A 24,137-nucleotide genomic window follows, 5' to 3' on the forward strand; every position below is an offset into this window, starting at 1 on the left:
CAAATAATAAACATGGTTGAAAGTGTAGTTAAAAATTGGCAAGGAGAAGAAGTCGCCCAGACCAGCTTTGAGTTGCGAGTTGCTAGAGAGCAAACGGCGTCTCATATTGTACACCGTGCTTTAGTACGGCAATTGACCAACGCCCGTCAAGGAACTGCCAGTACAAAAACTCGTTCCGAAGTTAGAGGTGGTGGACGCAAACCTTGGCGACAAAAAGGTACTGGTCGCGCTCGTGCTGGGTCGATTCGTTCACCACTATGGCGTGGTGGTGGTGTAATCTTTGGACCAAAGCCCAGAGACTTCAACCTGAAAATGAACCGCAAAGAGCGGCGTTTAGCACTGCGGACAGCATTTATCGGTCGCGTTGACGATTTGATTGTGGTCGAAGAATTTGGCGAACAGCTATCACGCCCAAAAACCAAAGATTTAGTAGCAGCATTGGCTCGTTGGGGAGCAGATCCAGAAAAGAAGACACTATTAATACTGTCAGAGTTTCCAGAAAACGTTTATTTGTCTGCCCGCAACATCGAAAATTTAAAGGTAATTGCAGCTGATCAGTTAAATGTTTACGATTTACTGCACGCTGACAAGATTGTGCTTACAACATCAGCCTTAGAAAAAATTCAGGAGGTCTACAGTGCCTAGCTTTGACCCCCGTGACCTTGCGGATTTAGTGCGTCGCCCAATTGTTACCGAGAAAGCGACAATCTTAATGGAGCAGAATAAATACACCTTTGAAGTAACTCCAAAAGCGTCTAAGCCAGAAATTAAGGCAGCGATCGAAGACTTATTTCAAGTTAAGGTTGTAAAAGTTAATACCGCAGTACCACCACGTAAAAAACGGCGTGTTGGCAAATTTGTTGGTTATAAGCCTCTATATAAGCGAGCCATTGTCACTGTTGCACCTGGAGATGTAGATAAGATTAGACAAGTTCTATTCCCAGATGTTTAAAAAAGTTAGGAGTTAGAGCAAAACCGGAGATTTGAAAGCTCCGGTTATGAGTTAGGAGTCACTACACTCAAAACTTATAACTCCAAATCCACCACTGGCTCAACGCCTTGTTGGCGCAGCCTCTCGTAGAGAAGAAAGCTAACAGCACTCAGCACTCAAAAAATATGGGTACTCGTTCTTATCGCCCTTATACCCCCAGCACTCGCCAAGTTACGATTTCTGACTTTTCAGAAATCACCAAAACAGAGCCAGAAAAATCCCTAACTAAATCCGTACACCGCGCCAAAGGTCGGAATAATCAAGGGCGGATTACCAGTMGTCGCCGGGGTGGCGGACACAAACAGCTTTACCGAATTATTGATTTTAAAAGGGATAAGCGTAATATTCCCGCCCAAGTCGTAGCAATTGAATACGATCCTAACCGTAATGCCCGGATTGCTTTGTTGCATTATGAAGATGGGGAAAAACGTTATATCCTCCAACCGAACGGCTTGAAAGTTGGCACAACAATTATTGCTGGACCTGAAGCTCCTTTTGAAGATGGTAATGCCCTACCGCTATCGAATATTCCCTTAGGTACTAGCGTTCACAACGTAGAACTGACTCCAAACAAAGGCGGTCAAATTGTGCGTGCGGCTGGTGCTAGCGCCCAAGTAGTAGCAAAAGAAGGTAATTATGTAACTCTCAAATTACCTTCAGGAGAAGTGCGCTTGATTCGGCGGGAATGCTACGCCACTATCGGTCAAGTAGGCAATACCGACGCGAGAAACCTGAGTGCAGGTAAAGCAGGGCGAAATCGCTGGAAAGGCCGTCGTCCTAAGGTCAGAGGTAGTGTGATGAACCCAGTTGATCACCCACATGGTGGTGGTGAAGGTAGGGCACCTATCGGTAGATCTGGGCCTGTAACACCTTGGGGTAAACCTACTTTGGGTGCCAAGACACGCAATCCCAAGAAACTCAGCAGTAAATATATCGTGCGTCGTCGTCGGAAATCTTCTAAACGCGGTCGTGGTGGTCGTGAATCTTAAAGAGTTAGGAGTTAAGAGTTATGAGTTAAGAGAAAAGTTTAACTTCTCACTCCTAAATTTTAATTCCTAAGTTCTAATTCATAAATCTAAAATCCAAAATTGAACTATGGGTCGTTCTTTAAAAAAAGGTCCTTTCGTTGCGGATCATCTCCTCAAAAAAATTGAAAAGCTCAACGACAATAATAGAAAAGAAGTTATAAAAACTTGGTCGCGAGCTTCAACAATCCTGCCTCTAATGGTTGGTCATACCATAGCTGTTCATAACGGACGCCAACACGTTCCAGTATTTGTAAATGAACAAATGGTAGGACACAAGTTGGGTGAGTTTGCCCCAACACGCACCTACAGAGGTCATGGCAAAAGTGACAAAAAATCAGGTAGGTAGTCATTAGTCATTAGTAGAGAAGCTATTAATCGCTTCTGTACAAGATTCATTAGTCATTCGTTCTCAAGAAAGGACAAAGGACAAAGCACAAAGTTTGCAGACGCTTCTGCGGCTTAAGGCAGGGTGTAGAGGTTTCGTCCGATCAGAACTTTGTAAGAGAGGACAAATGACAGAAGACAAATGACAAAAATGGAGAAAATTATGGCTACTGATACTACTGAAGTCAAAGCGATCGCCCGTTTTATACGCATTTCTCCTTTGAAAGTGCGTCGTGTCCTCGATCAAATCCGGGGGCTATCGTATCGAGAAGCATTAATTATCCTGGAATTCATGCCCTATCGTGCCACGGAACCGATATTGAAGGTTCTCAGAAGCGCTGCTGCTAACGCCGAACACAATGCAGGCTTAGATCGGACTCAATTAGTAATTACTCAGGCTTATGCCGATCAAGGACCAGTGCTGAAACGATTCCAACCAAGGGCTCAAGGTCGAGCTTACCAAATTCGCAAGCCGACGTGTCATATTACTGTCGCCGTTGCAGCCGCCCCAGAAAAATAACGATTCAGTCAGAAATTTTAGAGGACGCATTCGTGGGACAGAAAATTCATCCAGTTGGTTTTCGCCTGGGTATTACACAAGAACATCAATCCCGTTGGTTTGCCGTTCCGGAACGCTATCCAGAACTTTTACAAGAAGACCACAAACTCCGTACATATATAGAACAAAAGCTCGGTAGACTCGCTCAAAACAATGCCGGAATTTCTGAGGTGCGGATTGAGCGCAAAGCCGATCAAATCGACTTAGAAGTACGCACAGCTAGACCAGGGGTAGTAGTGGGTCGTGGTGGACAAGGAATCGAATCCTTGCGTACTGGACTCCAAGGACTATTAGGTAGTAATCGCCAAATTCGCATTAACGTAGTTGAAGTACAACGAGTTGATGCTGATGCCTACCTAATTGCTGAATATATTGCTCAACAATTAGAACGCCGTGTTTCCTTTCGGCGGGTAGTGCGACAAGCGATTCAGCGTGCCCAACGTGCTGGTGTCCAAGGTATTAAAATTCAAGTCAGCGGTCGGCTCAATGGCGCAGAAATTGCTCGCACAGAGTGGACTCGTGAAGGTAGAGTACCTCTACATACCTTACGGGCTGATATTGACTACTCTTATTGCACCGCAAAAACTATTTACGGTATTTTAGGCATCAAAGTATGGGTGTTTAAGGGAGAAATTATCCCCGGACAGGAAGAAACTGCACCACCACCCGCAGTTCGGGAACGTGATCGCGGCGAACGCGAACGCGAACCACGTCGTCGTCAACAACAACGCCGTCGTCAACAATTTGAAGACCGTTCAAATGAAGGGTAAATCGGGACTGGGGACTAGGCACTGGGTAAAAATTCTCAATCCTAATCCCTAATCCCCAATCCCTAATCCCCAGTACCTAGTACCCAGTACCCAATCATGTTAAGTCCTAGAAGAACTAAATTCCGCAAACAACAGCGCGGACGGATGGAGGGACTAGCCAGCCGTGGTAGTACCCTTAACTTCGGTGATTTTGCACTTCAAGCTCAAGAACCTGCTTGGATTACCTCCCGGCAAATAGAAGCTTCTCGTCGGGCAATGACTCGCTATATCCGCCGGGGTGGACAAATTTGGATTCGGATTTTCCCTGATAAACCTGTAACCATGCGTCCCGCTGAAACCCGGATGGGTTCAGGTAAAGGTTCACCCGAGTTTTGGGTAGCTGTAGTCAAGCCAGGGCGCATTTTGTTTGAAATAGCTGGGGTTTCAGAAGAAATCGCTCGTGAAGCTATGCGTTTAGCCTCATTTAAGCTGCCAATAAAAACTAAATTTATTGTGCGCTCTCAACCACAGGAGCAGGAGTAGGTTATGCCTCTTCCCAAAATTTCAGAAGCTAGAGAATTAAGTGACGAGAAAATTTCAGAAGAAATTCTCGCTGTTAAAAGACAACTATTTCAATTGCGCTTGCAAAAAGCTACAAGACAGCTAGATAAGCCCCACCAGTTCCGACATGCTAAGCACCGCTTATCCCAATTGCTGACGGTCGAGGGAGAACGCAAACGGGCAGCAAATCAACCGCCGCAACCAGAAAAGTAGGAGATTATGGCAGTTAAAGAACGAGTTGGCTTGGTAGTGAGCGACAAAATGCAAAAAACGGTAGTAGTCGCTGTAGAAAACCGCGCTCCTCATCCCAAGTACGGCAAGATTGTAGTCAACACCCAGCGCTATAAAGTTCACGACGAAGAAAATCAGTGTAAAGTGGGCGATCGCGTCCGGATTCAAGAAACTAGACCTTTGAGTAAAACCAAACGCTGGAAAGTCACAGAAATCCTCAACGTCAAACCTACTTAAACTTCATGGTTGTTATTTTAACAACATTATAAAGGACTAAAATCGTGATTCAACCCCAGACTTACTTAAATGTCGCAGATAATAGCGGTGCCCGTAAACTAATGTGCATCCGTGTATTGGGCGGTGGTAACCGTCGTTATGGTTTTATTGGCGATAAGATTATTGCTGTTGTTAAAGATGCTACACCCAACATGGCTGTTAAGAAGTCTGATGTTGTGGAAGCAGTAATTGTCCGGACTCGTAAAGCCGTAAATCGTGATAGTGGTATGAGTATTCGTTTTGACGATAACGCCGCTGTAATTATTAACAAAGACGGTAATCCAAGAGGAACGCGGGTTTTTGGCCCAGTTGCTCGGGAACTACGCGATAAAAACTTTACCAAAATTGTTTCTCTGGCTCCGGAGGTGCTGTAATGGCAGCCAAACAGGGTACGCCCAAAGTATTCCACAAAATGCACGTCAAAACTGGCGACACCGTACAAGTAATTGCAGGTAAAGACAAAGGAAAAGTTGGGGAAATTATCCAAGCGCTTCCCCAACTGAGTAAAGTTGTCGTTAAAGGTGTCAATATTAAAACTAAGCACGTCAAACCCCAGCAAGAAGGAGAATCAGGGCGGATTGTCACCCAAGAATTCCCCATTCATAGCTCCAACGTCATGCTTTATTCCACCAAGCAAAACGTTGCCAGTCGTGTTTGTTATACCTTTACGCCAGAAGGCAAAAAAGTCAGAAAGCTCAAAAAAACTGGTGAAATTCTGGATAAATAGTTATTAGTCGTTGGTCATTTGTCACTTGTACTAAGCGAATGCCAGTGCGTCTGGTAGAAAAGCCGAAGTATCAGTTATTGGACAAAGCGCAAAGTGTGAGCTAAGGCTTTCTTAGATCAGAACTTTGTAAGAGAGGACGAATAACAAACGACAATAAAGCTTCCCTGACCAAGTCCAGGGATATAGGACAAAAAACTATGGCGACAACAAGACTCAAAACCTTATACCAAGAGACAATCATCCCTAAACTGACTTCTCAGTTTCAATTTACCAACGTTCATCAAGTACCAAAGTTGGTAAAAATTACTCTTAATCGCGGTTTGGGTGAAGCAGCTCAAAATGCGAAGGCGCTGGAAGCATCTATCAACGAAATTGGGGTAATCACTGGTCAAAAACCAGTAGTGACGCGGGCGAAAAAAGCGATCGCTGGCTTTAAAATTCGTCAAGGTATGCCTGTGGGGATTATGGTAACCCTCAGAGGCGAGAGAATGTATGCCTTTCTCGACCGACTCGTTAGCCTGTCACTACCCAGAATTCGAGATTTTCGCGGTGTCAGTCCTAAAAGCTTTGACGGACGCGGTAACTATACTCTGGGTGTCAGAGAACAGTTAATTTTTCCAGAGGTCGAGTACGATAGCATCGATCAAGTCCGTGGTTTAGATATTTCTATCATCACCACAGCAAAAAATGACGAAGAGGGTCGCGCCTTACTTAAAGAATTAGGAATGCCCTTTCGCGATCAATAAGTTCATCTATAGAGGGAACGATGGCGGCTAACGACACAATTGCAGATATGCTGACGCGCATCCGCAATGCCAACCTGGCACGGCATCAAACTACACAAGTGCCAGCTACAAGAATGACCCGTAATATTGCCAAAGTGCTGCGGGAAGAAGGTTTTATTGGTGAATTTGAAGAAGCAGGAGATGAAGTAAAACGCAATTTGGTGATTTCCTTGAAATACAAGGGTAAGAATCGTCAGCCTCTGATCACCGCTCTCAAGCGAGTCAGTAAGCCTGGTTTGCGTGTTTACTCCAATAGAAAAGAATTACCAAGGGTACTAGGCGGCATTGGCATCGCCATTATTTCCACATCCAGTGGCATTATGACTGACCGTGAAGCGCGGCGTCAAAACTTGGGTGGCGAAGTACTTTGCTACGTTTGGTAGTCATTTGTCATTAGTCATTGGTCATTAGTCATTAGTCATTAGTCATTGGTCATTAGCAAAGAACAAGGGACAAATAACAAAGGACAAAGAACGAAGGACAAAAGACAAATAACAGATAACAAAGGACAAAAAGTCATGTCTCGTATTGGTAAACGTCCAATTACTATTCCCGCCAAAGTACAAGTGGCGATCGATGGTACTAAGGTTGTGGTGAAAGGACCTAAAGGAGAACTTTCTCGCAATTTACCTACTAACGTTATGGTCTCCCAAGAGGGAGAAATATTACAAGTAACTCGCCGAGATGATACCCGTACTTCCAGACAGCTACACGGTTTAAGCCGAACTTTAGTTGCCAATATGGTTGAGGGAGTTTCCCAAGGTTTTCAGCGGCGTTTGGAAATTCAAGGGGTTGGTTATCGGGCACAAGTTCAAGGACGTAACCTAGTTTTAAATATGGGTTACAGCCATCAGGTGCAAATTGAACCACCAGAAGGAGTTCAGTTTGCAGTAGAAGGTACCACTAACGTCATCGTTAGTGGCTACGACAAAGAAATTGTCGGCAACACAGCAGCTAAAATTCGTGCCGTTCGCCCACCAGAACCTTACAAAGGCAAAGGTATTCGCTATGCGGGCGAAGTGGTGAGACGTAAAGCTGGTAAGACTGGTAAGAGTGGTAAGAAGTAAAAATGAAACTTACTCGTAGAGAATCAAAACAGCGTCGCCATCGACGCGTTCGTGGCAGAGTTATTGGCTCCGCAGAACGCCCGCGTTTAGCAGTATTTCGTTCTAATGAGCATATTTATGCCCAAGTAATTGATGATACACAGCATCACACTATAGTGGCAGCATCAACTGTAGAACCAGAGTTGAAAYCGAGTTTAGCTTCAGGTGCTAACCGCGACGCATCGGTACAAGTTGGTAAGTTGATCGCAGTGCGATCACTAGAAAAAGGTATCACCAAAGTAGTCTTTGATCGTGGTGGCAACTTATATCATGGTCGTGTTCAAGCACTAGCTGATGCAGCCCGCGAAGCTGGTTTAGATTTCTAAAGTCATAAGTCATTAGTCATTGGTCATTAGTTATTGGTCATTAGTTATTAATCATTAGTTATTGGTCATTAGTCATTTGCAAAGGACAAATGACAAAGGACAACTGACAAATGACAAAGGACAACTGACAAACGACGAAAGACAAATGACAAAAGACAAATGACAACTGACAAATGACACTAAGAGAACATTGATTATGGCAACAGAGCGTAAAAGTCGAACCAAGCGTGCCAAAAAAGAAGAAACTACTTGGCAAGAGCGGGTAATTCAGATCCGACGCGTGAGCAAGGTCGTCAAAGGCGGTAAAAAACTTAGCTTCCGCGCGATCGTTGTTGTTGGTAATGAACGCGGTCAAGTTGGTGTCGGAGTAGGCAAAGCCTCAGACGTAATTGGTGCAGTAAAAAAAGGTGTAGCCGATGGCAAAAAACACCTCATTGATATTCCAATCACCAAATCAAATTCCATTCCCCATCCCATTGATGGTGTCGGTGGTGGTGCCAAAGTAATTATGCGTCCAGCTGCACCTGGTACTGGGGTAATTGCTGGCGGTGCTGTACGGACTGTATTGGAATTGGCAGGAGTTCGCAACGTCTTAGCTAAGCAACTTGGCTCTAATAATCCGCTCAATAATGCTAGAGCCGCAGTCAACGCTTTATCTACACTGCGTACTCTTTCTGAAGTTGCTGAAGATCGCGGTATTACTATTGAAAATCTCTACATCTAATTTAGTCATTGGTCATTAGTCATCGGTCATTACTTATTTGCAAACGACAAATGACAAAGGACAAATGACAAACTACAAAGGACACTTTTAGCTTATGAGACTCAACGATGTTAAGCCGCAAGTCGGCTCAAAAAAACGCCGCCGCCGTGTAGCTAGGGGTATTTCTGCTGGTCAAGGTGCTAGTGCTGGTCTAGGTATGCGGGGTCAAAAATCTCGCTCTGGTAGTAGTACTAGACCAGGTTTTGAAGGTGGTCAACAGCCATTGTACCGCCGCTTGCCCAAACTCAAGGGCTTTCCGATTGTGAATCGGAAGAATTACACTACGATTAATGTAGAGAAGCTCGCCTCCCTTCCCGCTAATACAGAAGTTACTTTGACCTCCTTAAAAGCAGCAGGTATCATCACTGGTGCTAAAGGGCCGTTAAAAATTTTAGGTAACGGGGAATTGAATGTTCCGCTCAAGGTACAAGCGGCAGCTTTCACAGGTACAGCTCGGAGCAAAATTGAAGCAGCTGGTGGGAGTTGTGAAGTTTTATGAGTGAGCCGGAATAGCGCACTTAAATGCAAGCCAACTCGCTGCCAGCGCCTGGTTCACTATAAAGGTAGCACTCTATGATCAGTCGAGACAAAGCCCCAACGGCTCAAGAAACTTTTATGCAGATGGCACAAGCAGCTGGGCTTAGAGGTAGGCTGCTTGTGACTGTTGGTATTTTAATTTTGGTTCGCTTAGGCATCTTTTTGCCTGTGCCAGGAATCGATAGAGGGCGGTTTCATGACGCCATATCGGGCAATAATTCCATATTCGGTTTATTGGATATATTCTCCGGGCGAGGACTTTCAACTTTGGGAGTCTTTGCTTTAGGAATTTTGCCGTTCATTAATGCGTCTATTATCATCCAATTGCTTACGGCTGCAATTCCATCTTTAGAAAATTTACAGAAAAATGAAGGTGAAGCTGGTCGGCGGAAAATATCACAAATTACCCGCTATGTATCCTTAGGGTGGGCAATTGTTCAAAGTACCGCTTTTTCGGCATTATTCTTGCAGCAGTTTGCCTTAAACCCAGGGCCACTATTCGTAGCTGAAACTGCGATCGCCCTGACCGCTGGTTCCATGTTCGTCATGTGGGCATCAGAACTAATTACAGAACGGGGAATTGGCAATGGTGCATCATTGTTAATTTTTGTCAACATTGTTGCATCATTACCAAAATCTTTAGGTCAAACCATTGAGTTGGTGCAAGTCGGCGGTCGGGAAACAGTAGGTCGCGTAATCGTGCTAATCTTAGTTTTCCTGGCAACAATTGTTGGTATTGTGGTTGTGCAGGAAGGAATGCGTCGCATCCCAATTATTTCGGCTCGTCGCCAAGTAGGTCGGCGAGTTTTGGCAGAACAGCGCAGCTTCCTACCCTTGCGGCTGAATCAAGGCGGCGTGATGCCAATTATTTTTGCTGCTGCTATCCTCAGTTTGCCACTATTAATCGCCAATTTCACCAAAAATGCGGAATTGGCAAACATAGTTAACACTTACTTGAGTCCCAGCGGTTCTAGCTCTTGGGTTTATGCTTTGGTGTACATGATCTCCATCGTTTTCTTTAGCTACTTCTATTCTTCGTTGATTCTCAACCCAGTAGATGTGGCGCAAAACTTAAAGAAAATGGGTTCTAGTATTCCTGGTATTCGTCCTGGTAAGGCAACTAGCGAGTATATCGAACGGGTGTCGAACCGACTTACTTTTTTGGGTGCTATCTTTTTAGGCTTAGTCGCTATTATCCCAACTGGTGTAGAAAGTGCTTTAGGAGTACCTACATTTAAGGGATTGGGTGCTACGTCTTTGTTAATTTTAGTTGGTGTGGCGATTGATACGGCAAGACAAATTCAAACTTACGTTATCTCTCAGCGCTATGAAGGAATGGTGAAACAATAGTGACGCGACTAATCTTCTTGGGACCGCCTGGAGCTGGTAAAGGAACACAAGCCAAGACATTAGCTGACCATCAACATGTTCCCCATGTTTCCACGGGTGACATATTGCGCCAAGCATTGTCCAATCAAACCCGTTTGGGCATTAAAGCTCAAAGTTATATGGATAAAGGTGAACTAGTCCCAGACATTCTAGTACAGGAAATGGTACAGGAGAGGCTGAATCAGTTAGATGCCAAGTATGGTTGGATTCTCGATGGTTTTCCTCGGACTGTTAAACAAGCAGTTTTTCTTGAGGAATTACTCGAACAATTAGACCAGTCTGGTGAAAGAGTAGTCAGCTTAGAAGTCCCAGATGAGATAGTAATAGGACGTTTACTTGCACGAGGACGACAAGATGATAACGAACAAGTGATTCGTCGTCGTTTAGAAGTTTATCGTGCTGAAACTGCACCTTTAATTAATTATTACCGTGATCGCCAAAAACTCTTAACAGTCAATGGCAATCAGTCCCAAGAAGAAGTCACTAATGAGCTGCAAAAGATAATTGCTTAAGTATGAGTGAGATTAGAGGGATAAGGGAATGTGGAAAGATGAGGGAGTGTAAAGAGATGATAAAAAAGCTTTCTATTTCTACATCTCTCCCACAATCCTTGTTTGACACATATCCACTCAGGAAGTTGAACAAATTTAGCTAAAATATATTAAGAAACTGTTGATATATTTCTTAAAGTATGTTCTATGGCAGATAAAGTACTGCAAATGAACTGGAGATTATTGAGTTGAGGAAAAAACAAATTGTCTAAGCAAGATTTGATTGAAATGGAAGGCACGGTTACAGAGTCTTTGCCTAATGCGATGTTTCGCGTTGACTTAGACAATGGTTTTAACGTGCTGGCACACATTTCGGGCAAGATTCGCCGCAATTATATCAAGATTTTGCCTGGCGATCGCGTCAAGGTAGAGCTAACTCCCTACGACTTGACTAAAGGCAGAATTACCTACCGATTGAGAAAGAAGTAAGTATATGTAGAGGATATTACCATAAAACCATCTTTTTGACTGTCTCTTAATCACTTAGCTGAATATTTTCCTAATAAATGCTATAATTTACTATTTGGAGTCAAAATATAAAAGGCATGAAAGTCAGAGCCTCAGTAAAGAAAATCTGTGAAAAATGTAATGTGATCAAACGTCGTGGTCGCGTTATGGTGATTTGTGTTAACCCCAAACACAAGCAACGTCAAGGATAGCACTCTCAATCAACATAGTAGAGTTGCAATAGGCATAATCATTATTAAACGAAAAGACGCGATTCATCACGTTTTTCCAACTACCAGTAATTGCGAAAAAAATAGGGAGAGTTGATTGTGGCACGTATTGCCGGAGTAGACCTTCCACGCGATAAGCGCGTTGAGATTGGTCTGACTTATATTTATGGAATTGGGTTATCGCGATCGCAAGAAATTCTAGCGAGTACAAGTGTCAACCCAGACACCCGCGTTAAAGACTTAAGTGATGCTGATGTAGCCAACCTGCGAGCAGAAATAGAAACCAACTATGAAGTTGAAGGTGACTTACGGCGCTTGGAGTCCATGAACATCAAGCGCTTAGTTGACATTGGTACCTATAGAGGCCGTCGTCATCGCATGGGCTTGCCAGTCAGAGGACAGAGAACTCGTACCAACGCTAGAACCCGTCGAGGTAGAAGGCAGACAGTCGCTGGTAAGAAGAAAGCACCAGGTAAATAAATAATTTGACAACCCTTGCTAAACAAAGCAAGTCTTACCTTAAATCAATAAAACAAGTATGGCCAGACAACCAACTAAAAAATCTGGGAGCAAAAAGCAGAAACGGAACGTCCCCAATGGGATGGCCTACATCCAGTCTACTTTCAACAATAGCATTGTCACCATTACTGATCAAAATGGAGATGTGATCTCTTGGGCTAGTGCAGGTTCGAGCGGTTTTAAGGGAGCAAAAAAGGGAACTCCCTTTGCAGCGCAAACCGCAGCAGAAAGTGCAGCTCGTCGAGCCATTGATCAAGGGATGCGCCAAATCGAGGTAATGGTCAGTGGTCCAGGAGCAGGTAGAGAAACAGCTATCCGCGCACTTCAAGGAGCAGGACTGGAAATTACATTGATTCGGGATATTACTCCGATTCCTCACAATGGTTGCCGTCCACCCAAACGCCGTCGAGTTTAATTATCAAAACTTGGGCAGTGAGGACGAAAAGTCGCAGTCAAAGTCAATTCACTTGCAATGTTGATCGCTTGGGCGTCTAGTGGTGAAACGGCATTGAATCAAGGCTGAAACTTTGGACGATTTGGGCGACCAGAAGTGCCTCAGATCTTCTTATAAACAGAGCTGTTAAACTTCGGTCAACCAAAAATACTATCAACCTATTTTGGATTTGAGATTTGCGATTTGAGATTAATCCTGAACAAAGGTGGGGACTTTGTAGATTTTAAGTTAATGATAGCCCAGTCAAGCCCATCGAGGATGTTTGAGATTTATTCCCTCTATAAAAAGAGGAAATGAACCGAAAATATACAATCTAAAATCAAAAATCCGTCTTGAAAAGGTTTGAGTGCCAGCTTTTGGTAATCAAACTTTTTGCTGAATCTAAAATTGACACTCATTTTGGGAGGCAATTGATTTGTCTGCTAGCAGCACCTTAAAAGAGGGAGGCTAATCCGTGGCGCAGTTTCAAATTGAATGTGTAGAGTCTTATACTGAAGAAAGCCGCAACCATTACAGTAAATTTGTTCTGGAACCTCTAGAGCGCGGTCAAGGAACAACGGTTGGCAACGCGCTGCGGCGAGTTTTACTGTCGAATTTAGAGGGTACGGCAGTAACAGCAGTCCGGATTGCAGGCGTTTCACATGAGTTTGCTACAGTTGCGGGCGTGCGAGAAGATGTGCTGGAAATCCTCATGAAAATGAAGGAAGTCATCCTAAAAAATTATTCTTCGCAACCCCAGATTGGTAGATTACTCGTTAATGGGCCAGCAACAATTACTGCGGCGCATTTTGATTTACCTAGTGAAGTAGAAGTCATCGATCCGACCCAGTATGTAGCCACCATTGCTGAGGGTGGAAAGCTAGAAATGGAATTTAGGATCGAGAAAGGTAAAGGTTATCGCACTGTAGAGCGAGGGCGTGAGGAAGCAACATCGTTGGACTTTCTTCAAATCGACTCAGTGTTTATGCCAGTGCGAAAAGTAAACTATAGTGTAGAAGAAGCGCGTGGGGATGGCTCAATTACCAAAGACCGACTATTGTTGGAAGTTTGGACAAATGGCAGCATCTCTCCCCAAGAAGCACTATCCTCCGCTGCTGGAATCTTGGTAGATTTATTTAATCCGTTGAAAGACATTTCCTTAGAACCAACAGATACAGGTTCGGAAATTTCAGAAGACCCAACTGCTCAGATTCCAATTGAAGAGTTGCAACTTTCTGTACGGGCATATAACTGTCTCAAACGGGCACAAGTGAATTCTGTAGCCGACTTGTTGGATTATACCCAAGAAGACCTCCTAGAAATTAAAAACTTTGGTCAAAAGTCAGCAGAAGAGGTCGTAGAAGCTTTGCAGCGTCGCTTAGGCATTACCTTGCCCCAAGAAAGAGGCTCTAAACATCCTTAAGTGATTATCGAGTCTGGTTAATTACTTATTATTGAAACAGACACACAGACACAGAAAGTTTTTTTAATAAGTGATTAAGTGGACATGATATGAAAACCGTTTGTAGTTCATAAGTGCTTAATTATGCGTCACCGTTGCCGCGTCAAAAAACTAAGTAAACCAGCAGACCAGCGCCGCGCTTTACTGCGATCGCTCACCACCGAACTGATCCGTCATGGTAAAATTACTACCACTTTAATTCGCGCTAAAGTTTTGCGAAGTGAAGTAGACAAAATGATTACCCTAGCCAAAAACGGCTCCTTGGCTGCACGCCGGGAAGCCCTTGGCTACATTTTCGACAAAGACTTAGTTCACGCTCTGTTTGAACAAGCTCCCACTCGGTATGGTAATCGTCAAGGCGGTTATACTCGTATCCTACATACCGTACCGCGTCGGGGCGATAAGGCCGAAATGGCAATAATTGAATTGGTTTAACTCATCAGTTCTTGGTCATTAGTCATTAGCAAAAGACAAATGGCAAACATAGAAGTCTGAGCTAAGCTTCCTTAGATCAGAACTTCACAGACAAAATCTGTATGTTAGAAAGCCACCAGCCTAAACAAACTCATCGAGTAGCCTTGGTAATCCAATACCTGGGCACTCATTTTCATGGCTGGCAAAGGCAAAAAAACCAGCGTACAGTCCAAGAAGAAATAGAAAAAGTGATCGCTACTATTCTTGGACATCATGTGACATTACACGGTGCCGGACGAACCGATGCTGGCGTCCACGCTGCTGCTCAAGTCGCCCATTTTGAAGCAACAGGTTTAATTCCGGCTCACAAGTGGGCAACAATCCTCAACAGCTATCTGCCACCAGATATATTAATCAGGGCTTCAGCTGGTGTAGACTGCCGTTGGCACGCTCGCTTTAGTGCAGCCTATCGGCGGTATCGCTACACAATATACACTGAAGATCGACTTAACTTGTTCGTCGAACCCTTCAGTTGGCATTATTATTATGCACCCCTAGATGAATCATTAATTCAAGCTGCTCTCAAACCTCTATTAGGAAAGCATCACTTAGCTGCTTTTCACCGTGCAGGCTCAAAGCGATCGCATTCCTGGGTAGAAGTGCAAGCAGCAGAATGTCATCGCAGTGGGTCATTTATCCATATTGAAATACAGGCAGATGGATTTTTATATGGCATGGTACGGCTGTTGGTAGGGATGTTAGTACAAGTAGGTTCTGGACAACGGACACTTACCAACTTCACCGAACTCTGGAAAGAGCAACGCCGCCAAGAAGTCAAACACGCCGCACCAGCTCAAGGTTTGTGCTTGTTGCGAGTCGGCTATCCAGATTTTCCCTTTCCAAAAGAGATTTGGTACGATACTCTGCCAAAGTTGGTCATTAGTCATTAGTAGAGACGCGATTAATCGTGTCTGTACAATAGTCATTCGTCATTAGTAAATAACAAAGGACAAATGACAACTGAACAAATGACAAATTATAAAGGACAAAGGACAAATAACAAATGACGATAGTTAAAACATACCTTCCTCCTCAAGCATCCCTTGAGCGTGAGTGGTACGTAGTAGATGCTACCGATAAACGCCTCGGACGCCTGGCTAGTGAAATCGCTCAAGTCTTGAGAGGCAAAAACAAACCCGAATTTACACCCCACCTAGATACAGGTGATTTCGTGATTGTCGTCAATGCTGAAAAAGTAGCAGTCACAGGTAAAAAGCGCACTCAAAAAGTGTACCGTCGCCATTCTGGTCGTCCTGGCGGGATGAAAACGGAAACCTTCACTAAGCTGCAACAGCGTCTACCAGAGCGGATTATAGAACACGCTGTCAAAGGTATGCTACCCAAAAATAGTTTAGGTAAGCAGTTATTTACCAAGCTGAAAGTTTACGCTGGGCCAACTCATCCCCACGATGCTCAAAAACCCAAAGAACTAAAAATTAGTACAATTCCTGGAGAACAAAATTAATGGTAGCAACAGACACTAACAGTGGTCGCGCCGTGTACTGGGGTACTGGTCGTCGGAAGTCCGCAGTAGCAAGAGTACGTTTGGTTCCAGGTACTGGTCAACTAACTGTGAACGGTAAAGATGGAAACTTATATTTCCAATTCAATGCCAACTACCTGGGAGTGATCAAAGCACCCTTAGAAACTTTGGGACTAGAAAACGAATATGACATTTTGGTAAAAGCAGAAGGCGGCGGCTTAACCGGACAGGCTGATTCTGTTCGCTTAGGAGTTGCTCGTGCTTTGTGTCAACTAGATCCAGATAACCGCCCACCCTTGAAAACCGAAGGTTATTTAACTCGCGATCCTCGGGCAAAAGAACGGAAAAAATATGGTCTACACAAAGCCCGGAAAGCACCTCAGTACTCTAAGCGTTAGGCGATTGGATACTGGGGATTGGTATTAAATAAAAGCAAGTCAGTTTTTTGTTTCTTTTGCCAGTCCTCAGTCCCCAGTCCTTAGTCCTAATTGCAAGCGAAAAGTTATAATTCTTTATAGATTCACCATAAAAGGAACAATGGCTAAATCTGATATTCATCCCAAGTGGTATCCAGAGGCTAAAGTCTACTGTAACGGTCAGGTTGTGATGACCGTTGGCTCTACCAAGCCAGAACTACACGTAGATGTTTGGTCTGGAAATCACCCATTTTACACCGGCACTCAGAAGATTATTGACACCGAAGGGCGAGTGGAGCGTTTCCTTCGCAAATACGGTATGTCAAGCGAACAAACCTCCGGCACTAAAAAGAAAAAGTAGCGGGTTGGCTCTGCTGTTAACGACGACCCTGCAATTTTTCGGGGTCGATTGTCATTTATATGCTCGAGCCAATTTGTTATTTTTTTAAGGAGCGATCGCACTCGTCATGGCTGAAACATACTTACTGGAAAAACTAAAATCCGTTGAACAAACCTTTAATGAATTAACGCGTCGTCTTGGCGACCCCGATACCGCTAGCAACCCTGATGAGTATCAACAAATTGCTAAGTCTCGTTCTTCTTTGGAAGAGGTAGTTAATACCTATGAAACTTGGAAAACAGCCCAAGAAGACTTGATCGGAGCACGTCAGGTTTACAAAGAATCTGCCAGTGACCCAGAGTTGCAAGAAATGGCAGCACTAGAAGTTGATGAACTTGAGGAAAAAATAGAGTATTTAGAGTCTCGCTTGAAAGTCTTACTGCTACCACGCGACCCCAATGATGAAAAGAATATCATGTTGGAAATTCGCGCTGGCACGGGTGGCGATGAAGCCAGTATTTGGGCTGGGGATTTGATGCGAATGTACACTCGCTACGCCCAAACTCAAGGTTGGAAAGTTTCTCTGGTGAGCGAATCTCTAGGAGAAATGGGTGGCTGGAAAGAGGTCATTCTAGAAATTAAAGGTGATGACGTTTACAGCCAGTTAAAGTTTGAAGCTGGAGTGCATCGTGTGCAGAGGGTGCCCCTTACAGAGGCAGGTGGGCGGGTTCATACTTCCACTGCTACGGTGGCAATTATGCCAGAGGTGGACGATGTCGAAATTCATATTGACCCGAAAGATATTGAAATGACCACGGCTCGTTCTGGTGGTGCTGGTGGACAAAACGTCAACAAGGTAGAAACAGCCGTTGACTTGATGCACAAACCAACGGGAATTCGGATTTTCTGTACGGAAGAACGCAGCCAGTTGCAAAACAAAGAACGGGCAATGCAAATTCTGCGGGCGAAGTTGTATGAGATGAAGTTACGCGAACAACAAGAAGCTGTAACTTCAATGCGGCGATCGCAAGTTGGTACAGGATCGCGATCGGAAAAAATTCGCACCTATAATTATAAAGACAACCGCGTTACTGACCACCGTTTAGGTCAAAACTATTCTCTTAACCCTGTGTTGGAAGGTGATTTAGAGACTATTGTCCAATCTTGTATCTCCCAAGACCAACAAGAACGTCTAGCTGAATTGGCAACTGCTAGCGCTAATTAATTTTTATTAGTAAAAATTCTATTAAACCGCTTGTTGTACTGTTATTTTTAACACATGCAAGCGGTTTTCTCATGCAGGGCAAAGTGCATCTTCAATTTCACTGAGATATAGCAGAAGGCAGTTCGCGTAGCATGTCGAAGACGTTGGTTTTTAAGAATTAGGGAACAGCGTCGTGCCATCCACAGGCATTTGCGACAGAACCATAGCTTAAAGTCTCGAATAGAAGAAACCTTGTTAGATGGCTTTGAAGCAGGAGTCGATTTAGCGCTACGAGAAACTAACTTACCATTAAGAACTTTTCCAGAGTACTGCCCTTATCTATTTGATGATGCGCTCGCAGACAATTTTCTGTGCGATACTTGTCAAGATTGGAAAAATAATTCCTGCAATTTTTTTGATTAATTTATAACGGTATACCTGAACAGTGAATGATTGATTTTAATCATATAAATATTGAGGAAACCACTAATTATCAATTACTTTTTCAGTATCTTTAGGCTTTTATTTAGCTATATAGTGACAAAAATTGCAAGGTTATAAGTAGGATTAATTGATGAAAATATGGTGAAAACAGACCAGTAATAAGGACTGAAATATCAAGTAGCCCAAGACCCCGCTAGTAATTATAAACTTATGACAATAAATACTATTAACCATCTGAGCAAAATCTCCCTACTGGCAGGTAATAAAAAATGGTTTTAAAATGGTGAAATCTTAAATGATTTAGAGGGGTGTCTATGTCGCTACGCAATCAACCTTTAGACTGGCAAGTTGAAACGAACAATGCTTATATACCAATTTACCATCAAGGCAATTTAGTTGAATTTTTTAAACAAGAATACGCAAGTGAAATAATTAAGTTTTTAAATGAAGAAGAAGTTTTAAAAAAAGCACTTAAGCAAGCTTGCACTGATTTAATCAAAAAAATGGGTGGTGACACTAATAAGGTAAATTATTTAATTCAAAAATATGTCAAAAGTAGCGAACGCCCCAAGTATGGAACTAGAGCGATCGCTCTTTTACTTCGGGACCGACAAAAGGAACTTGACTTAAGTAATCAGGAATTTGCTAAATTTTGCGATACTTTTAAATTATCGCCCACTGAACTGAATAATATTTATGCGGGAGAAGTGTTTGATGATAGTTTATTAGCACCAGTTTCACGGATATTAGGAATAACAAAAGAGCGGTTGCTAGAAGTAAGAGACGGTTCAGAAAAAGAAAGTTACGTATGAACTGCAAATCAAAAGTCCTGAAGTTTAAAAAATTATGAAGACAGACAGTATTTTTTACCGTCTCTTTCAAGAATTTCCTAATATCTTCTTTTAACTTCTTGGTAATCCGTCCGAAGAAGCGAGCCTTTATCGATTTTCATCAATTGAAATCAAACAAACAGCATTCAGAATTGATGGTGTATTTTTGCCTAAACAAGGAACTGAGAAGCAAATTTATTTTGCTGAAGTACAGTTTCAGGTTGATGCAGAAATTTATTCATGACGATTTGCCGAAATATCTTTATACCTCCGTCAAACCAACCAAAAAATGACTGGAATGCTGTAATTTTATACCCCAACAGAAGTCTAGATACAGGAGATATTAAACATTATCGTGAATTCTTTGCCAGTCAGCGAGTCAGACGAATTTATTTAGATGAATTAGGTGAAACTGCATCGCTTCCAATTAGTATTGGAACTGTTAAATTAGTAATTGCAGCCGAAGATATAGCAATTCTAGAAGCAAGGAAGTTGATAGATAGAACCAAATTAGAGATAGACTCACTACTAAAACAGCAGCAATTATTACAATTTATAGAAACTATTTTGGCTTACAAGTTTCCGACAATGGGTAGGGAGGATATAGAGAAAATGTTTGGCTTAAGTGAATTAAAACAAACCAGATATTTATCAAGAAGCCTTTCAGGAAGGTATTCAACAAGGGATTGAACAAGGTAAACTAAAAGCGGTACGACCCATGTTGACAGCAGGTTTGACTGTAGATTATATAGCACAAGCCTTAGATTTGAGTATCGAAGAAGTAAGACAAGCCGCACAGTAGCAAGGTTCATGTTTGGCTCAAGCTAAATTTTATTTGCAGCTTCAGAACTTTGCGGCGACAAATTTACAGTTAATTTTTGTTAAGATTGGAAGCGGTATTAGTACTTCGTCCTCAATCACCCATTTCCTACCTGAGAGAAACTTAATGCTGCGACTTGAACATATTAGTAAAATTTATCCTACAGGCGAAGTTCTCAAAGATATCAACTGGGAAGTTAAACCAGGCGATCGCATTGGCTTAGTTGGTGTTAATGGTGCTGGAAAATCCACCCAACTCAAAATCATCACCGGGGAAATTGAACCTACAGCTGGAGAAATCATTCGTCCCGCGAGTTTACACATAGCTTACCTCAACCAAGAGTTTGAAGTAGACCCCACGCGCACCGTTAGAGAAGAATTTTGGACAGTTTTCAAACAAGCCAACCAAGTACAGTTATCTCTGGCGCAGGTGCAACGTGATATGGAAGCGGCTACCCCAGAGGAACTGGATCGGTTAATCAACAAATTAGACCTTTTGCAGCGCCAATTTGAAGCCTTGGATGGCTATGGCTTAGACGCCCGCATTGGGAAAATCTTACCAGAAATGGGGTTTGGGGTAGAAGATGGCGATCGCCTCGTCAGTGCCTTCAGTGGCGGTTGGCAAATGCGGATGAGTTTGGGTAAAATTCTCCTGCAAAAACCGGACTTGTTGCTGCTGGATGAACCGACTAACCACCTAGATTTAGAAACCATTGAGTGGTTGGAAAATTACCTCAGAGGGCTGGTTACGCCGATGGTAATAGTCTCCCATGACCGAGAGTTCCTTGACCGCCTCTGCACGCAAATTGTGGAAACTGAACGTGGTGTTTCCAGTAGTTACCAAGGTAACTACTCGGCATATTTGTCACAAAAAGCTGAAAATCAATCAGCACAACTTAGTGCCTACGAACGCCAACAGAAAGAATTAGAGAAACAGCAAACCTTTGTTGATAGATTTCGCGCCAGTGCTACCCGCAGTACCCAAGCAAAAAGCCGGGAAAAGCAATTAGAAAAAATCGAGCGCATTGAAGCACCTATAGCTGGAGTAAGAACTTTACATTTCCGTTTTCCGCCTGCACCCCGCAGCGGACGCGAAGTGGTGAACATTAAAGATTTAACTCATATTTATGATGATAAGATTTTGTTTTTGGGAGCCAATCTCTTAATTGAAAGAGGCGATCGCATTGCTTTTCTCGGCCCCAACGGTGCTGGAAAATCGACACTTTTGCGCCTAATTATAAATATGGAACAATCCACAGAGGGTATTGTCCAATTAGGGGATCACAACGTTCTTCCAGGCTACTTTGAACAAAACCAAGCTGAAGCTTTGGACTTGAAAAGAACTGTCATGGAAACAATCCATGATGAAGTTCCCGATTGGAAAAATGAAGAAGTTCGTACACTTTTAGGACGATTTTTATTCACTGGGGATACAGTATTTAAAGCAGTTGGAGCATTAAGTGGGGGAGAAAAAGCTCGTTTGGCGTTGGCAAAAATGCTTTTACGTCCTGCCAATTTATTAATTTTGGATGAGCCGACAAATCACTTAGATATTCCCGCCAAAGAAATGCTGGAAGAAGCGCTGCAAAACTATGATGGCACAGCAATTGTTGTATCCCATGACCGCTACTTTATCTCTCAGGTAGCTAATAAAATCGTCGAAATTAGAGATGGCGAATTCCGCGTTTATTTAGGAGATTATCATTACTATCTCCAGAAAATTGCGGAAGAAAAAGAAGAAGCAAGATTAGCAGCGATCGCTGCCGAAAAAGCCGCTAAAAAAGCTGCTAAAGCTACTAAGGCTGCCACAAAACAAAAATGAGCAACTAGAAAATTGCTTAATAGTAAAGCTTAACAGTGATCATTTGTTAGTTTTCTGCTTTGGTTAATAGCCTCTTTGCCCTACAGTTATCAGTGATACTGATAACTGTTCAATCATTTAAAGTGTAAATTATACAGTTATTAACTGTATAATTTACACTTTAAATGCTATTAACCTAACGCGCCTAGATGTTGGATTTTTTTCAAGCTCGTCATTAGTCATTAGTCATTTAGTCATAGGTTACAACCAACAAATGATCAAAGACAAACGAGAAAGGACAACCTGATGAGTTGATGTGCAACTTAAATAGATGACAGTTTACTAAATAATCACTCTTTATTCAAGAGCAAAAACAACATAGAAAAATTACTAATATTTAAAAAATGTCTCAAAAAGCTGCAAGTCGTTCATGAAATAAGTTAATAAGCAGAAATTCACTTGCGGCGGTGATTAGCAATGGTATCATTCGGGTATTACAAAAAGTAAAGGGCAATTTTACTATGACCAAAGCACCTGTTGCTCCTGTGGTGCTAGTCATTTTAGACGGATGGGGCTACTGCGAGCAGACGCGAGGAAACGCTATTGTTGCTGCTAAAACTCCGATTATGGATAGTTTATGGGCAGCTTACCCGCATACCCTCATCCATACATCAGGAAAAGCCGTAGGGTTGCCAGAGGGTCAAATGGGCAACTCAGAAGTTGGTCATTTGAACATTGGTGCTGGGCGAGTGGTACCGCAAGAACTGGTACGCATCTCTGATGCGGTCGAAGACGGTTCCATTACTTTAAATCCAGCACTTGTCAAAATTTGCCAGGAAGTTCGCTCTCGAAATGGCAAGCTACATCTAATAGGGCTTTGTTCTGAGGGAGGGGTACATTCGCATATCACCCATCTGTTTGGACTACTTAACTTAGTCAAAGACCAGCAAATTCCAGAAGTTTGTATCCACGCAATTACTGATGGTCGTGACACCGCCCCAACCCAAGGCATAAAAGCGATCGCGCTTCTACAAGATTATATAGACCGCATAGGAATTGGGCGTATAGTCACCCTCAGCGGTCGCTATTATGCGATGGATCGCGATCGCCGCTGGGATCGGGTAAAACGCGCCTACGATGTCATGACACAAGATGGTGTAGGTGATGGTCGCAAGGCTGTGGAAGTTTTGCAAGCATCTTACGCCGAAGGGGTAAAAGATGAGTTTGTCAACCCAACTAGAATTGCTCCTGGTGCAGTAGAACCAGGTGATGGAGTAATATTCTTCAACTTCCGCCCCGACCGCTCTAGACAACTGACTCAAGCTTTTGTCAGTCGAGAATTTATCGGTTTTGAAAGACAGCAAATTACACCGCTATCGTTTGTCACGTTTACCCAGTACGACCCAGATTTACCCGTGGCTATAGCTTTTGAGCCACAGAATTTCAATAATATTCTGGGACAAGTGATAGCCAATCATCAACTCAAGCAATTACGTACCGCCGAAACAGAAAAATACGCCCACGTTACCTATTTCTTTAATGGGGGTTTGGAAGAACCTTTTGCCGGAGAAGACCGGGAACTAGTAAGCAGCCCGATGGTAGCGACTTACGACCACGCCCCAGCAATGTCAGCAACAGCAGTTACAAATGTAGCGATCGCTGCCATTCAAAAGGGTTTATATTCTTTAGTTGTGATTAATTATGCCAACCCAGACATGGTAGGGCATACTGGTCAGATTGAAGCTACCGTTACAGCCATTGAAACAGTCGATCGCTGTTTAGGACGCTTATTAGAGAGCATTAGCAAAGCTGGCGGCACAACAATTATTACTGCCGATCATGGCAACGCTGAGCATATGCTAGATGAACAGGGAAATCCCTGGACAGCTCACACCACCAACCCAGTCCCCTTTATCCTCGTGGAAGGAGAAAAAGTCAAAATCCCTGGATATGGTACAAATGTCGAACTGCGAACCGATGGCAAGCTAGCCGACATCGCCCCCACGATTCTAGAGATTTTACAGTTGCCTCAGCCACCAGAAATGACAGGGCGATCGCTGCTCAAAACAGCAGAATATGACCTGCAACGCACTCGCACCCCTGTGCAAGTAGGCTGATAAAAGAGTTAGGAGTTAAGAGTAATGAATTAAGTCTTTTCTAACTTTTAACTCCTGACTCTGCTAATTTTAGATTTTGAATTTTGAATTTTGGATGAAACGAAAATCTAAAATCTAAAATTGAATAACTCCTGTTTTTTTAAACTTCTTAATAA

At 43.1% G+C, this 24,137-nt stretch carries 33 protein-coding genes and 2 pseudogenes; all 35 read left to right on the forward strand.

Annotated elements, in window-relative coordinates; genetic code table 11:
- Positions 1-12 precede the first annotated feature (12 nt).
- Positions 13-645 (forward strand): 50S ribosomal protein L4, encoded by a 633-nt coding sequence (rplD, locus tag FCR06_RS20640; protein ID WP_138503039.1) that lies wholly within the window; start codon positions 13-15, stop codon positions 643-645.
- Positions 638-952, forward strand: a complete 315-nt coding sequence (locus tag FCR06_RS20645) for a 50S ribosomal protein L23 (protein WP_138503041.1) — start codon at positions 638-640, stop codon at positions 950-952. Before rplD ends, FCR06_RS20645 begins: the two co-directional genes overlap by 8 nt.
- A gap of 164 nt (positions 953-1,116) precedes the next feature.
- A complete protein-coding gene (gene rplB, locus FCR06_RS20650) occupies positions 1,117-1,980 on the forward strand; it encodes a 50S ribosomal protein L2 (protein WP_138503043.1) in 864 nt (287 codons plus the stop codon).
- 106 nt (positions 1,981-2,086) lie between these two features.
- A complete protein-coding gene (gene rpsS / locus FCR06_RS20655) occupies positions 2,087-2,365 on the forward strand; it encodes a 30S ribosomal protein S19 (protein WP_073641947.1) in 279 nt (92 codons plus the stop codon).
- 201 nt (positions 2,366-2,566) lie between these two features.
- A complete protein-coding gene (gene rplV, locus FCR06_RS20660) occupies positions 2,567-2,923 on the forward strand; it encodes a 50S ribosomal protein L22 (RefSeq protein ID WP_138503045.1) in 357 nt (118 codons plus the stop codon).
- Positions 2,924-2,955: 32 nt separating this feature from the next.
- A complete protein-coding gene (gene rpsC, locus FCR06_RS20665) occupies positions 2,956-3,732 on the forward strand; it encodes a 30S ribosomal protein S3 (protein WP_138503047.1) in 777 nt (258 codons plus the stop codon).
- A 96-nt stretch (positions 3,733-3,828) separates the two neighbouring features.
- A complete protein-coding gene (gene rplP / locus FCR06_RS20670; RefSeq protein ID WP_138503049.1) occupies positions 3,829-4,254 on the forward strand; it encodes a 50S ribosomal protein L16 in 426 nt (141 codons plus the stop codon).
- A 3-nt stretch (positions 4,255-4,257) separates the two neighbouring features.
- Positions 4,258-4,485 carry a 50S ribosomal protein L29 gene (rpmC, locus tag FCR06_RS20675; protein ID WP_138503051.1) on the forward strand — a complete coding sequence of 76 codons (228 nt, stop codon included), beginning with the start codon at positions 4,258-4,260 and terminating at the stop codon, positions 4,483-4,485.
- A 6-nt stretch (positions 4,486-4,491) separates the two neighbouring features.
- Entirely contained in the window at positions 4,492-4,740 is a 249-nt protein-coding gene (rpsQ, locus tag FCR06_RS20680; RefSeq protein ID WP_138503053.1) for a 30S ribosomal protein S17, read from the forward strand.
- Positions 4,741-4,784: 44 nt separating this feature from the next.
- Entirely contained in the window at positions 4,785-5,153 is a 369-nt protein-coding gene (gene rplN, locus FCR06_RS20685; protein WP_073641953.1) for a 50S ribosomal protein L14, read from the forward strand.
- Entirely contained in the window at positions 5,153-5,506 is a 354-nt protein-coding gene (rplX, locus tag FCR06_RS20690; protein ID WP_138503056.1) for a 50S ribosomal protein L24, read from the forward strand. Before rplN ends, rplX begins: the two co-directional genes overlap by 1 nt.
- Before the next feature lie 197 nt (positions 5,507-5,703).
- Complete coding sequence (gene rplE, locus FCR06_RS20695; RefSeq protein WP_138503058.1) at positions 5,704-6,252, forward strand: 50S ribosomal protein L5; 549 nt, start codon at positions 5,704-5,706, stop codon at positions 6,250-6,252.
- Positions 6,253-6,272: 20 nt separating this feature from the next.
- Positions 6,273-6,674, forward strand: a complete 402-nt coding sequence (gene rpsH / locus FCR06_RS20700; protein WP_138503060.1) for a 30S ribosomal protein S8 — start codon at positions 6,273-6,275, stop codon at positions 6,672-6,674.
- A gap of 135 nt (positions 6,675-6,809) precedes the next feature.
- Entirely contained in the window at positions 6,810-7,358 is a 549-nt protein-coding gene (gene rplF, locus FCR06_RS20705; protein WP_138503062.1) for a 50S ribosomal protein L6, read from the forward strand.
- A 2-nt stretch (positions 7,359-7,360) separates the two neighbouring features.
- Positions 7,361-7,723: a 50S ribosomal protein L18 gene (rplR, locus tag FCR06_RS20710; protein ID WP_138503064.1), complete on the forward strand. Its 363-nt coding sequence runs from the start codon at positions 7,361-7,363 to the stop codon at positions 7,721-7,723.
- 196 nt (positions 7,724-7,919) lie between these two features.
- On the forward strand, positions 7,920-8,447 hold the full coding sequence (gene rpsE, locus FCR06_RS20720) for a 30S ribosomal protein S5 (RefSeq protein ID WP_138503068.1): 528 nt from the start codon (positions 7,920-7,922) through the stop codon (positions 8,445-8,447).
- Between the two features lie 94 nt (positions 8,448-8,541).
- Positions 8,542-8,985: a 50S ribosomal protein L15 gene (gene rplO, locus FCR06_RS20725; RefSeq protein WP_138503070.1), complete on the forward strand. Its 444-nt coding sequence runs from the start codon at positions 8,542-8,544 to the stop codon at positions 8,983-8,985.
- A 74-nt stretch (positions 8,986-9,059) separates the two neighbouring features.
- Positions 9,060-10,373 carry a preprotein translocase subunit SecY gene (gene secY, locus FCR06_RS20730; protein ID WP_138503072.1) on the forward strand — a complete coding sequence of 438 codons (1,314 nt, stop codon included), beginning with the start codon at positions 9,060-9,062 and terminating at the stop codon, positions 10,371-10,373.
- Positions 10,373-10,924 (forward strand): adenylate kinase, encoded by a 552-nt coding sequence (locus FCR06_RS20735; RefSeq protein ID WP_138503074.1) that lies wholly within the window; start codon positions 10,373-10,375, stop codon positions 10,922-10,924. The genes secY and FCR06_RS20735 overlap by 1 nt, the downstream gene beginning before the upstream one ends.
- A gap of 243 nt (positions 10,925-11,167) precedes the next feature.
- On the forward strand, positions 11,168-11,392 hold the full coding sequence (gene infA / locus FCR06_RS20740) for a translation initiation factor IF-1 (protein WP_006276978.1): 225 nt from the start codon (positions 11,168-11,170) through the stop codon (positions 11,390-11,392).
- Positions 11,393-11,508: 116 nt separating this feature from the next.
- Positions 11,509-11,622, forward strand: coding sequence for a 50S ribosomal protein L36 (gene rpmJ / locus FCR06_RS20745; RefSeq protein ID WP_015129703.1), 114 nt, complete (start codon positions 11,509-11,511; stop codon positions 11,620-11,622).
- A gap of 117 nt (positions 11,623-11,739) precedes the next feature.
- Positions 11,740-12,120 (forward strand): 30S ribosomal protein S13, encoded by a 381-nt coding sequence (rpsM, locus tag FCR06_RS20750; protein ID WP_138503076.1) that lies wholly within the window; start codon positions 11,740-11,742, stop codon positions 12,118-12,120.
- A 58-nt stretch (positions 12,121-12,178) separates the two neighbouring features.
- Positions 12,179-12,574, forward strand: a complete 396-nt coding sequence (gene rpsK, locus FCR06_RS20755; RefSeq protein ID WP_010998331.1) for a 30S ribosomal protein S11 — start codon at positions 12,179-12,181, stop codon at positions 12,572-12,574.
- Between the two features lie 493 nt (positions 12,575-13,067).
- The gene (locus FCR06_RS20760) at positions 13,068-14,015 is read left to right on the forward strand and encodes a DNA-directed RNA polymerase subunit alpha (RefSeq protein WP_138503078.1); all 948 of its coding nucleotides are present in this window, start codon (positions 13,068-13,070) and stop codon (positions 14,013-14,015) included.
- A gap of 123 nt (positions 14,016-14,138) precedes the next feature.
- Positions 14,139-14,489: a 50S ribosomal protein L17 gene (gene rplQ, locus FCR06_RS20765; protein ID WP_138503080.1), complete on the forward strand. Its 351-nt coding sequence runs from the start codon at positions 14,139-14,141 to the stop codon at positions 14,487-14,489.
- 101 nt (positions 14,490-14,590) lie between these two features.
- Positions 14,591-15,418, forward strand: coding sequence for a tRNA pseudouridine(38-40) synthase TruA (gene truA / locus FCR06_RS20770; RefSeq protein WP_138503082.1), 828 nt, complete (start codon positions 14,591-14,593; stop codon positions 15,416-15,418).
- Between the two features lie 119 nt (positions 15,419-15,537).
- Positions 15,538-15,993, forward strand: a complete 456-nt coding sequence (rplM, locus tag FCR06_RS20775) for a 50S ribosomal protein L13 (RefSeq protein ID WP_189523506.1) — start codon at positions 15,538-15,540, stop codon at positions 15,991-15,993.
- Positions 15,993-16,409, forward strand: a complete 417-nt coding sequence (rpsI, locus tag FCR06_RS20780; protein WP_138503085.1) for a 30S ribosomal protein S9 — start codon at positions 15,993-15,995, stop codon at positions 16,407-16,409. Before rplM ends, rpsI begins: the two co-directional genes overlap by 1 nt.
- A gap of 139 nt (positions 16,410-16,548) precedes the next feature.
- Complete coding sequence (gene rpmE / locus FCR06_RS20785) at positions 16,549-16,788, forward strand: 50S ribosomal protein L31 (RefSeq protein WP_138503087.1); 240 nt, start codon at positions 16,549-16,551, stop codon at positions 16,786-16,788.
- A 106-nt stretch (positions 16,789-16,894) separates the two neighbouring features.
- Positions 16,895-17,992, forward strand: a complete 1,098-nt coding sequence (prfA, locus tag FCR06_RS20790) for a peptide chain release factor 1 (RefSeq protein ID WP_138503089.1) — start codon at positions 16,895-16,897, stop codon at positions 17,990-17,992.
- 141 nt (positions 17,993-18,133) lie between these two features.
- A pseudogene (locus tag FCR06_RS20795) lies at positions 18,134-18,394 on the forward strand (DUF29 family protein); the annotation flags it as partial.
- Positions 18,395-18,729: 335 nt separating this feature from the next.
- Positions 18,730-19,227, forward strand: coding sequence for a hypothetical protein (locus FCR06_RS20800; protein ID WP_138503093.1), 498 nt, complete (start codon positions 18,730-18,732; stop codon positions 19,225-19,227).
- A 34-nt stretch (positions 19,228-19,261) separates the two neighbouring features.
- A pseudogene (locus FCR06_RS20805) lies at positions 19,262-20,047 on the forward strand (Rpn family recombination-promoting nuclease/putative transposase).
- 144 nt (positions 20,048-20,191) lie between these two features.
- Positions 20,192-21,886 (forward strand): ABC-F family ATP-binding cassette domain-containing protein, encoded by a 1,695-nt coding sequence (locus tag FCR06_RS20810; RefSeq protein WP_138503095.1) that lies wholly within the window; start codon positions 20,192-20,194, stop codon positions 21,884-21,886.
- 500 nt (positions 21,887-22,386) lie between these two features.
- The gene (gpmI, locus tag FCR06_RS20815) at positions 22,387-23,982 is read left to right on the forward strand and encodes a 2,3-bisphosphoglycerate-independent phosphoglycerate mutase (protein ID WP_138503097.1); all 1,596 of its coding nucleotides are present in this window, start codon (positions 22,387-22,389) and stop codon (positions 23,980-23,982) included.
- The last annotated feature ends 155 nt before the right edge of the window (positions 23,983-24,137 follow it).

This window comes from Nostoc sp. PA-18-2419 (assembly GCF_005869855.1).
Lineage (GTDB): Bacteria > Cyanobacteriota > Cyanobacteriia > Cyanobacteriales > Nostocaceae > Nostoc.

Excerpts from the sequence above, each read along its gene's own strand:
- rpmE (WP_138503087.1), top strand. The coding sequence starts at position 16,549 with ATGGCTAAATCTGATATTCATCCCAAGTGGTATCCAGAGGCTAAAGTC.
- rplF (WP_138503062.1), top strand. The coding sequence starts at position 6,810 with ATGTCTCGTATTGGTAAACGTCCAATTACTATTCCCGCCAAAGTACAA.
- rpmJ (WP_015129703.1), top strand. The coding sequence starts at position 11,509 with ATGAAAGTCAGAGCCTCAGTAAAGAAAATCTGTGAAAAATGTAATGTG.
- rpsK (WP_010998331.1), top strand. The coding sequence starts at position 12,179 with ATGGCCAGACAACCAACTAAAAAATCTGGGAGCAAAAAGCAGAAACGG.
- secY (WP_138503072.1), top strand. The coding sequence starts at position 9,060 with ATGATCAGTCGAGACAAAGCCCCAACGGCTCAAGAAACTTTTATGCAG.
- rplD (WP_138503039.1), top strand. The coding sequence starts at position 13 with ATGGTTGAAAGTGTAGTTAAAAATTGGCAAGGAGAAGAAGTCGCCCAG.
- rplQ (WP_138503080.1), top strand. The coding sequence starts at position 14,139 with ATGCGTCACCGTTGCCGCGTCAAAAAACTAAGTAAACCAGCAGACCAG.
- truA (WP_138503082.1), top strand. The coding sequence starts at position 14,591 with ATGTTAGAAAGCCACCAGCCTAAACAAACTCATCGAGTAGCCTTGGTA.
- rpsS (WP_073641947.1), top strand. The coding sequence starts at position 2,087 with ATGGGTCGTTCTTTAAAAAAAGGTCCTTTCGTTGCGGATCATCTCCTC.
- rplV (WP_138503045.1), top strand. The coding sequence starts at position 2,567 with ATGGCTACTGATACTACTGAAGTCAAAGCGATCGCCCGTTTTATACGC.
- rplP (WP_138503049.1), top strand. The coding sequence starts at position 3,829 with ATGTTAAGTCCTAGAAGAACTAAATTCCGCAAACAACAGCGCGGACGG.
- prfA (WP_138503089.1), top strand. The coding sequence starts at position 16,895 with ATGGCTGAAACATACTTACTGGAAAAACTAAAATCCGTTGAACAAACC.
- rplO (WP_138503070.1), top strand. The coding sequence starts at position 8,542 with ATGAGACTCAACGATGTTAAGCCGCAAGTCGGCTCAAAAAAACGCCGC.
- FCR06_RS20800 (WP_138503093.1), top strand. The coding sequence starts at position 18,730 with ATGTCGCTACGCAATCAACCTTTAGACTGGCAAGTTGAAACGAACAAT.
- rpsH (WP_138503060.1), top strand. The coding sequence starts at position 6,273 with ATGGCGGCTAACGACACAATTGCAGATATGCTGACGCGCATCCGCAAT.
- rpsQ (WP_138503053.1), top strand. The coding sequence starts at position 4,492 with ATGGCAGTTAAAGAACGAGTTGGCTTGGTAGTGAGCGACAAAATGCAA.
- gpmI (WP_138503097.1), top strand. The coding sequence starts at position 22,387 with ATGACCAAAGCACCTGTTGCTCCTGTGGTGCTAGTCATTTTAGACGGA.
- rplE (WP_138503058.1), top strand. The coding sequence starts at position 5,704 with ATGGCGACAACAAGACTCAAAACCTTATACCAAGAGACAATCATCCCT.
- FCR06_RS20810 (WP_138503095.1), top strand. The coding sequence starts at position 20,192 with ATGCTGCGACTTGAACATATTAGTAAAATTTATCCTACAGGCGAAGTT.
- rplX (WP_138503056.1), top strand. The coding sequence starts at position 5,153 with ATGGCAGCCAAACAGGGTACGCCCAAAGTATTCCACAAAATGCACGTC.
- rpmC (WP_138503051.1), top strand. The coding sequence starts at position 4,258 with ATGCCTCTTCCCAAAATTTCAGAAGCTAGAGAATTAAGTGACGAGAAA.
- rpsE (WP_138503068.1), top strand. The coding sequence starts at position 7,920 with ATGGCAACAGAGCGTAAAAGTCGAACCAAGCGTGCCAAAAAAGAAGAA.
- rpsI (WP_138503085.1), top strand. The coding sequence starts at position 15,993 with ATGGTAGCAACAGACACTAACAGTGGTCGCGCCGTGTACTGGGGTACT.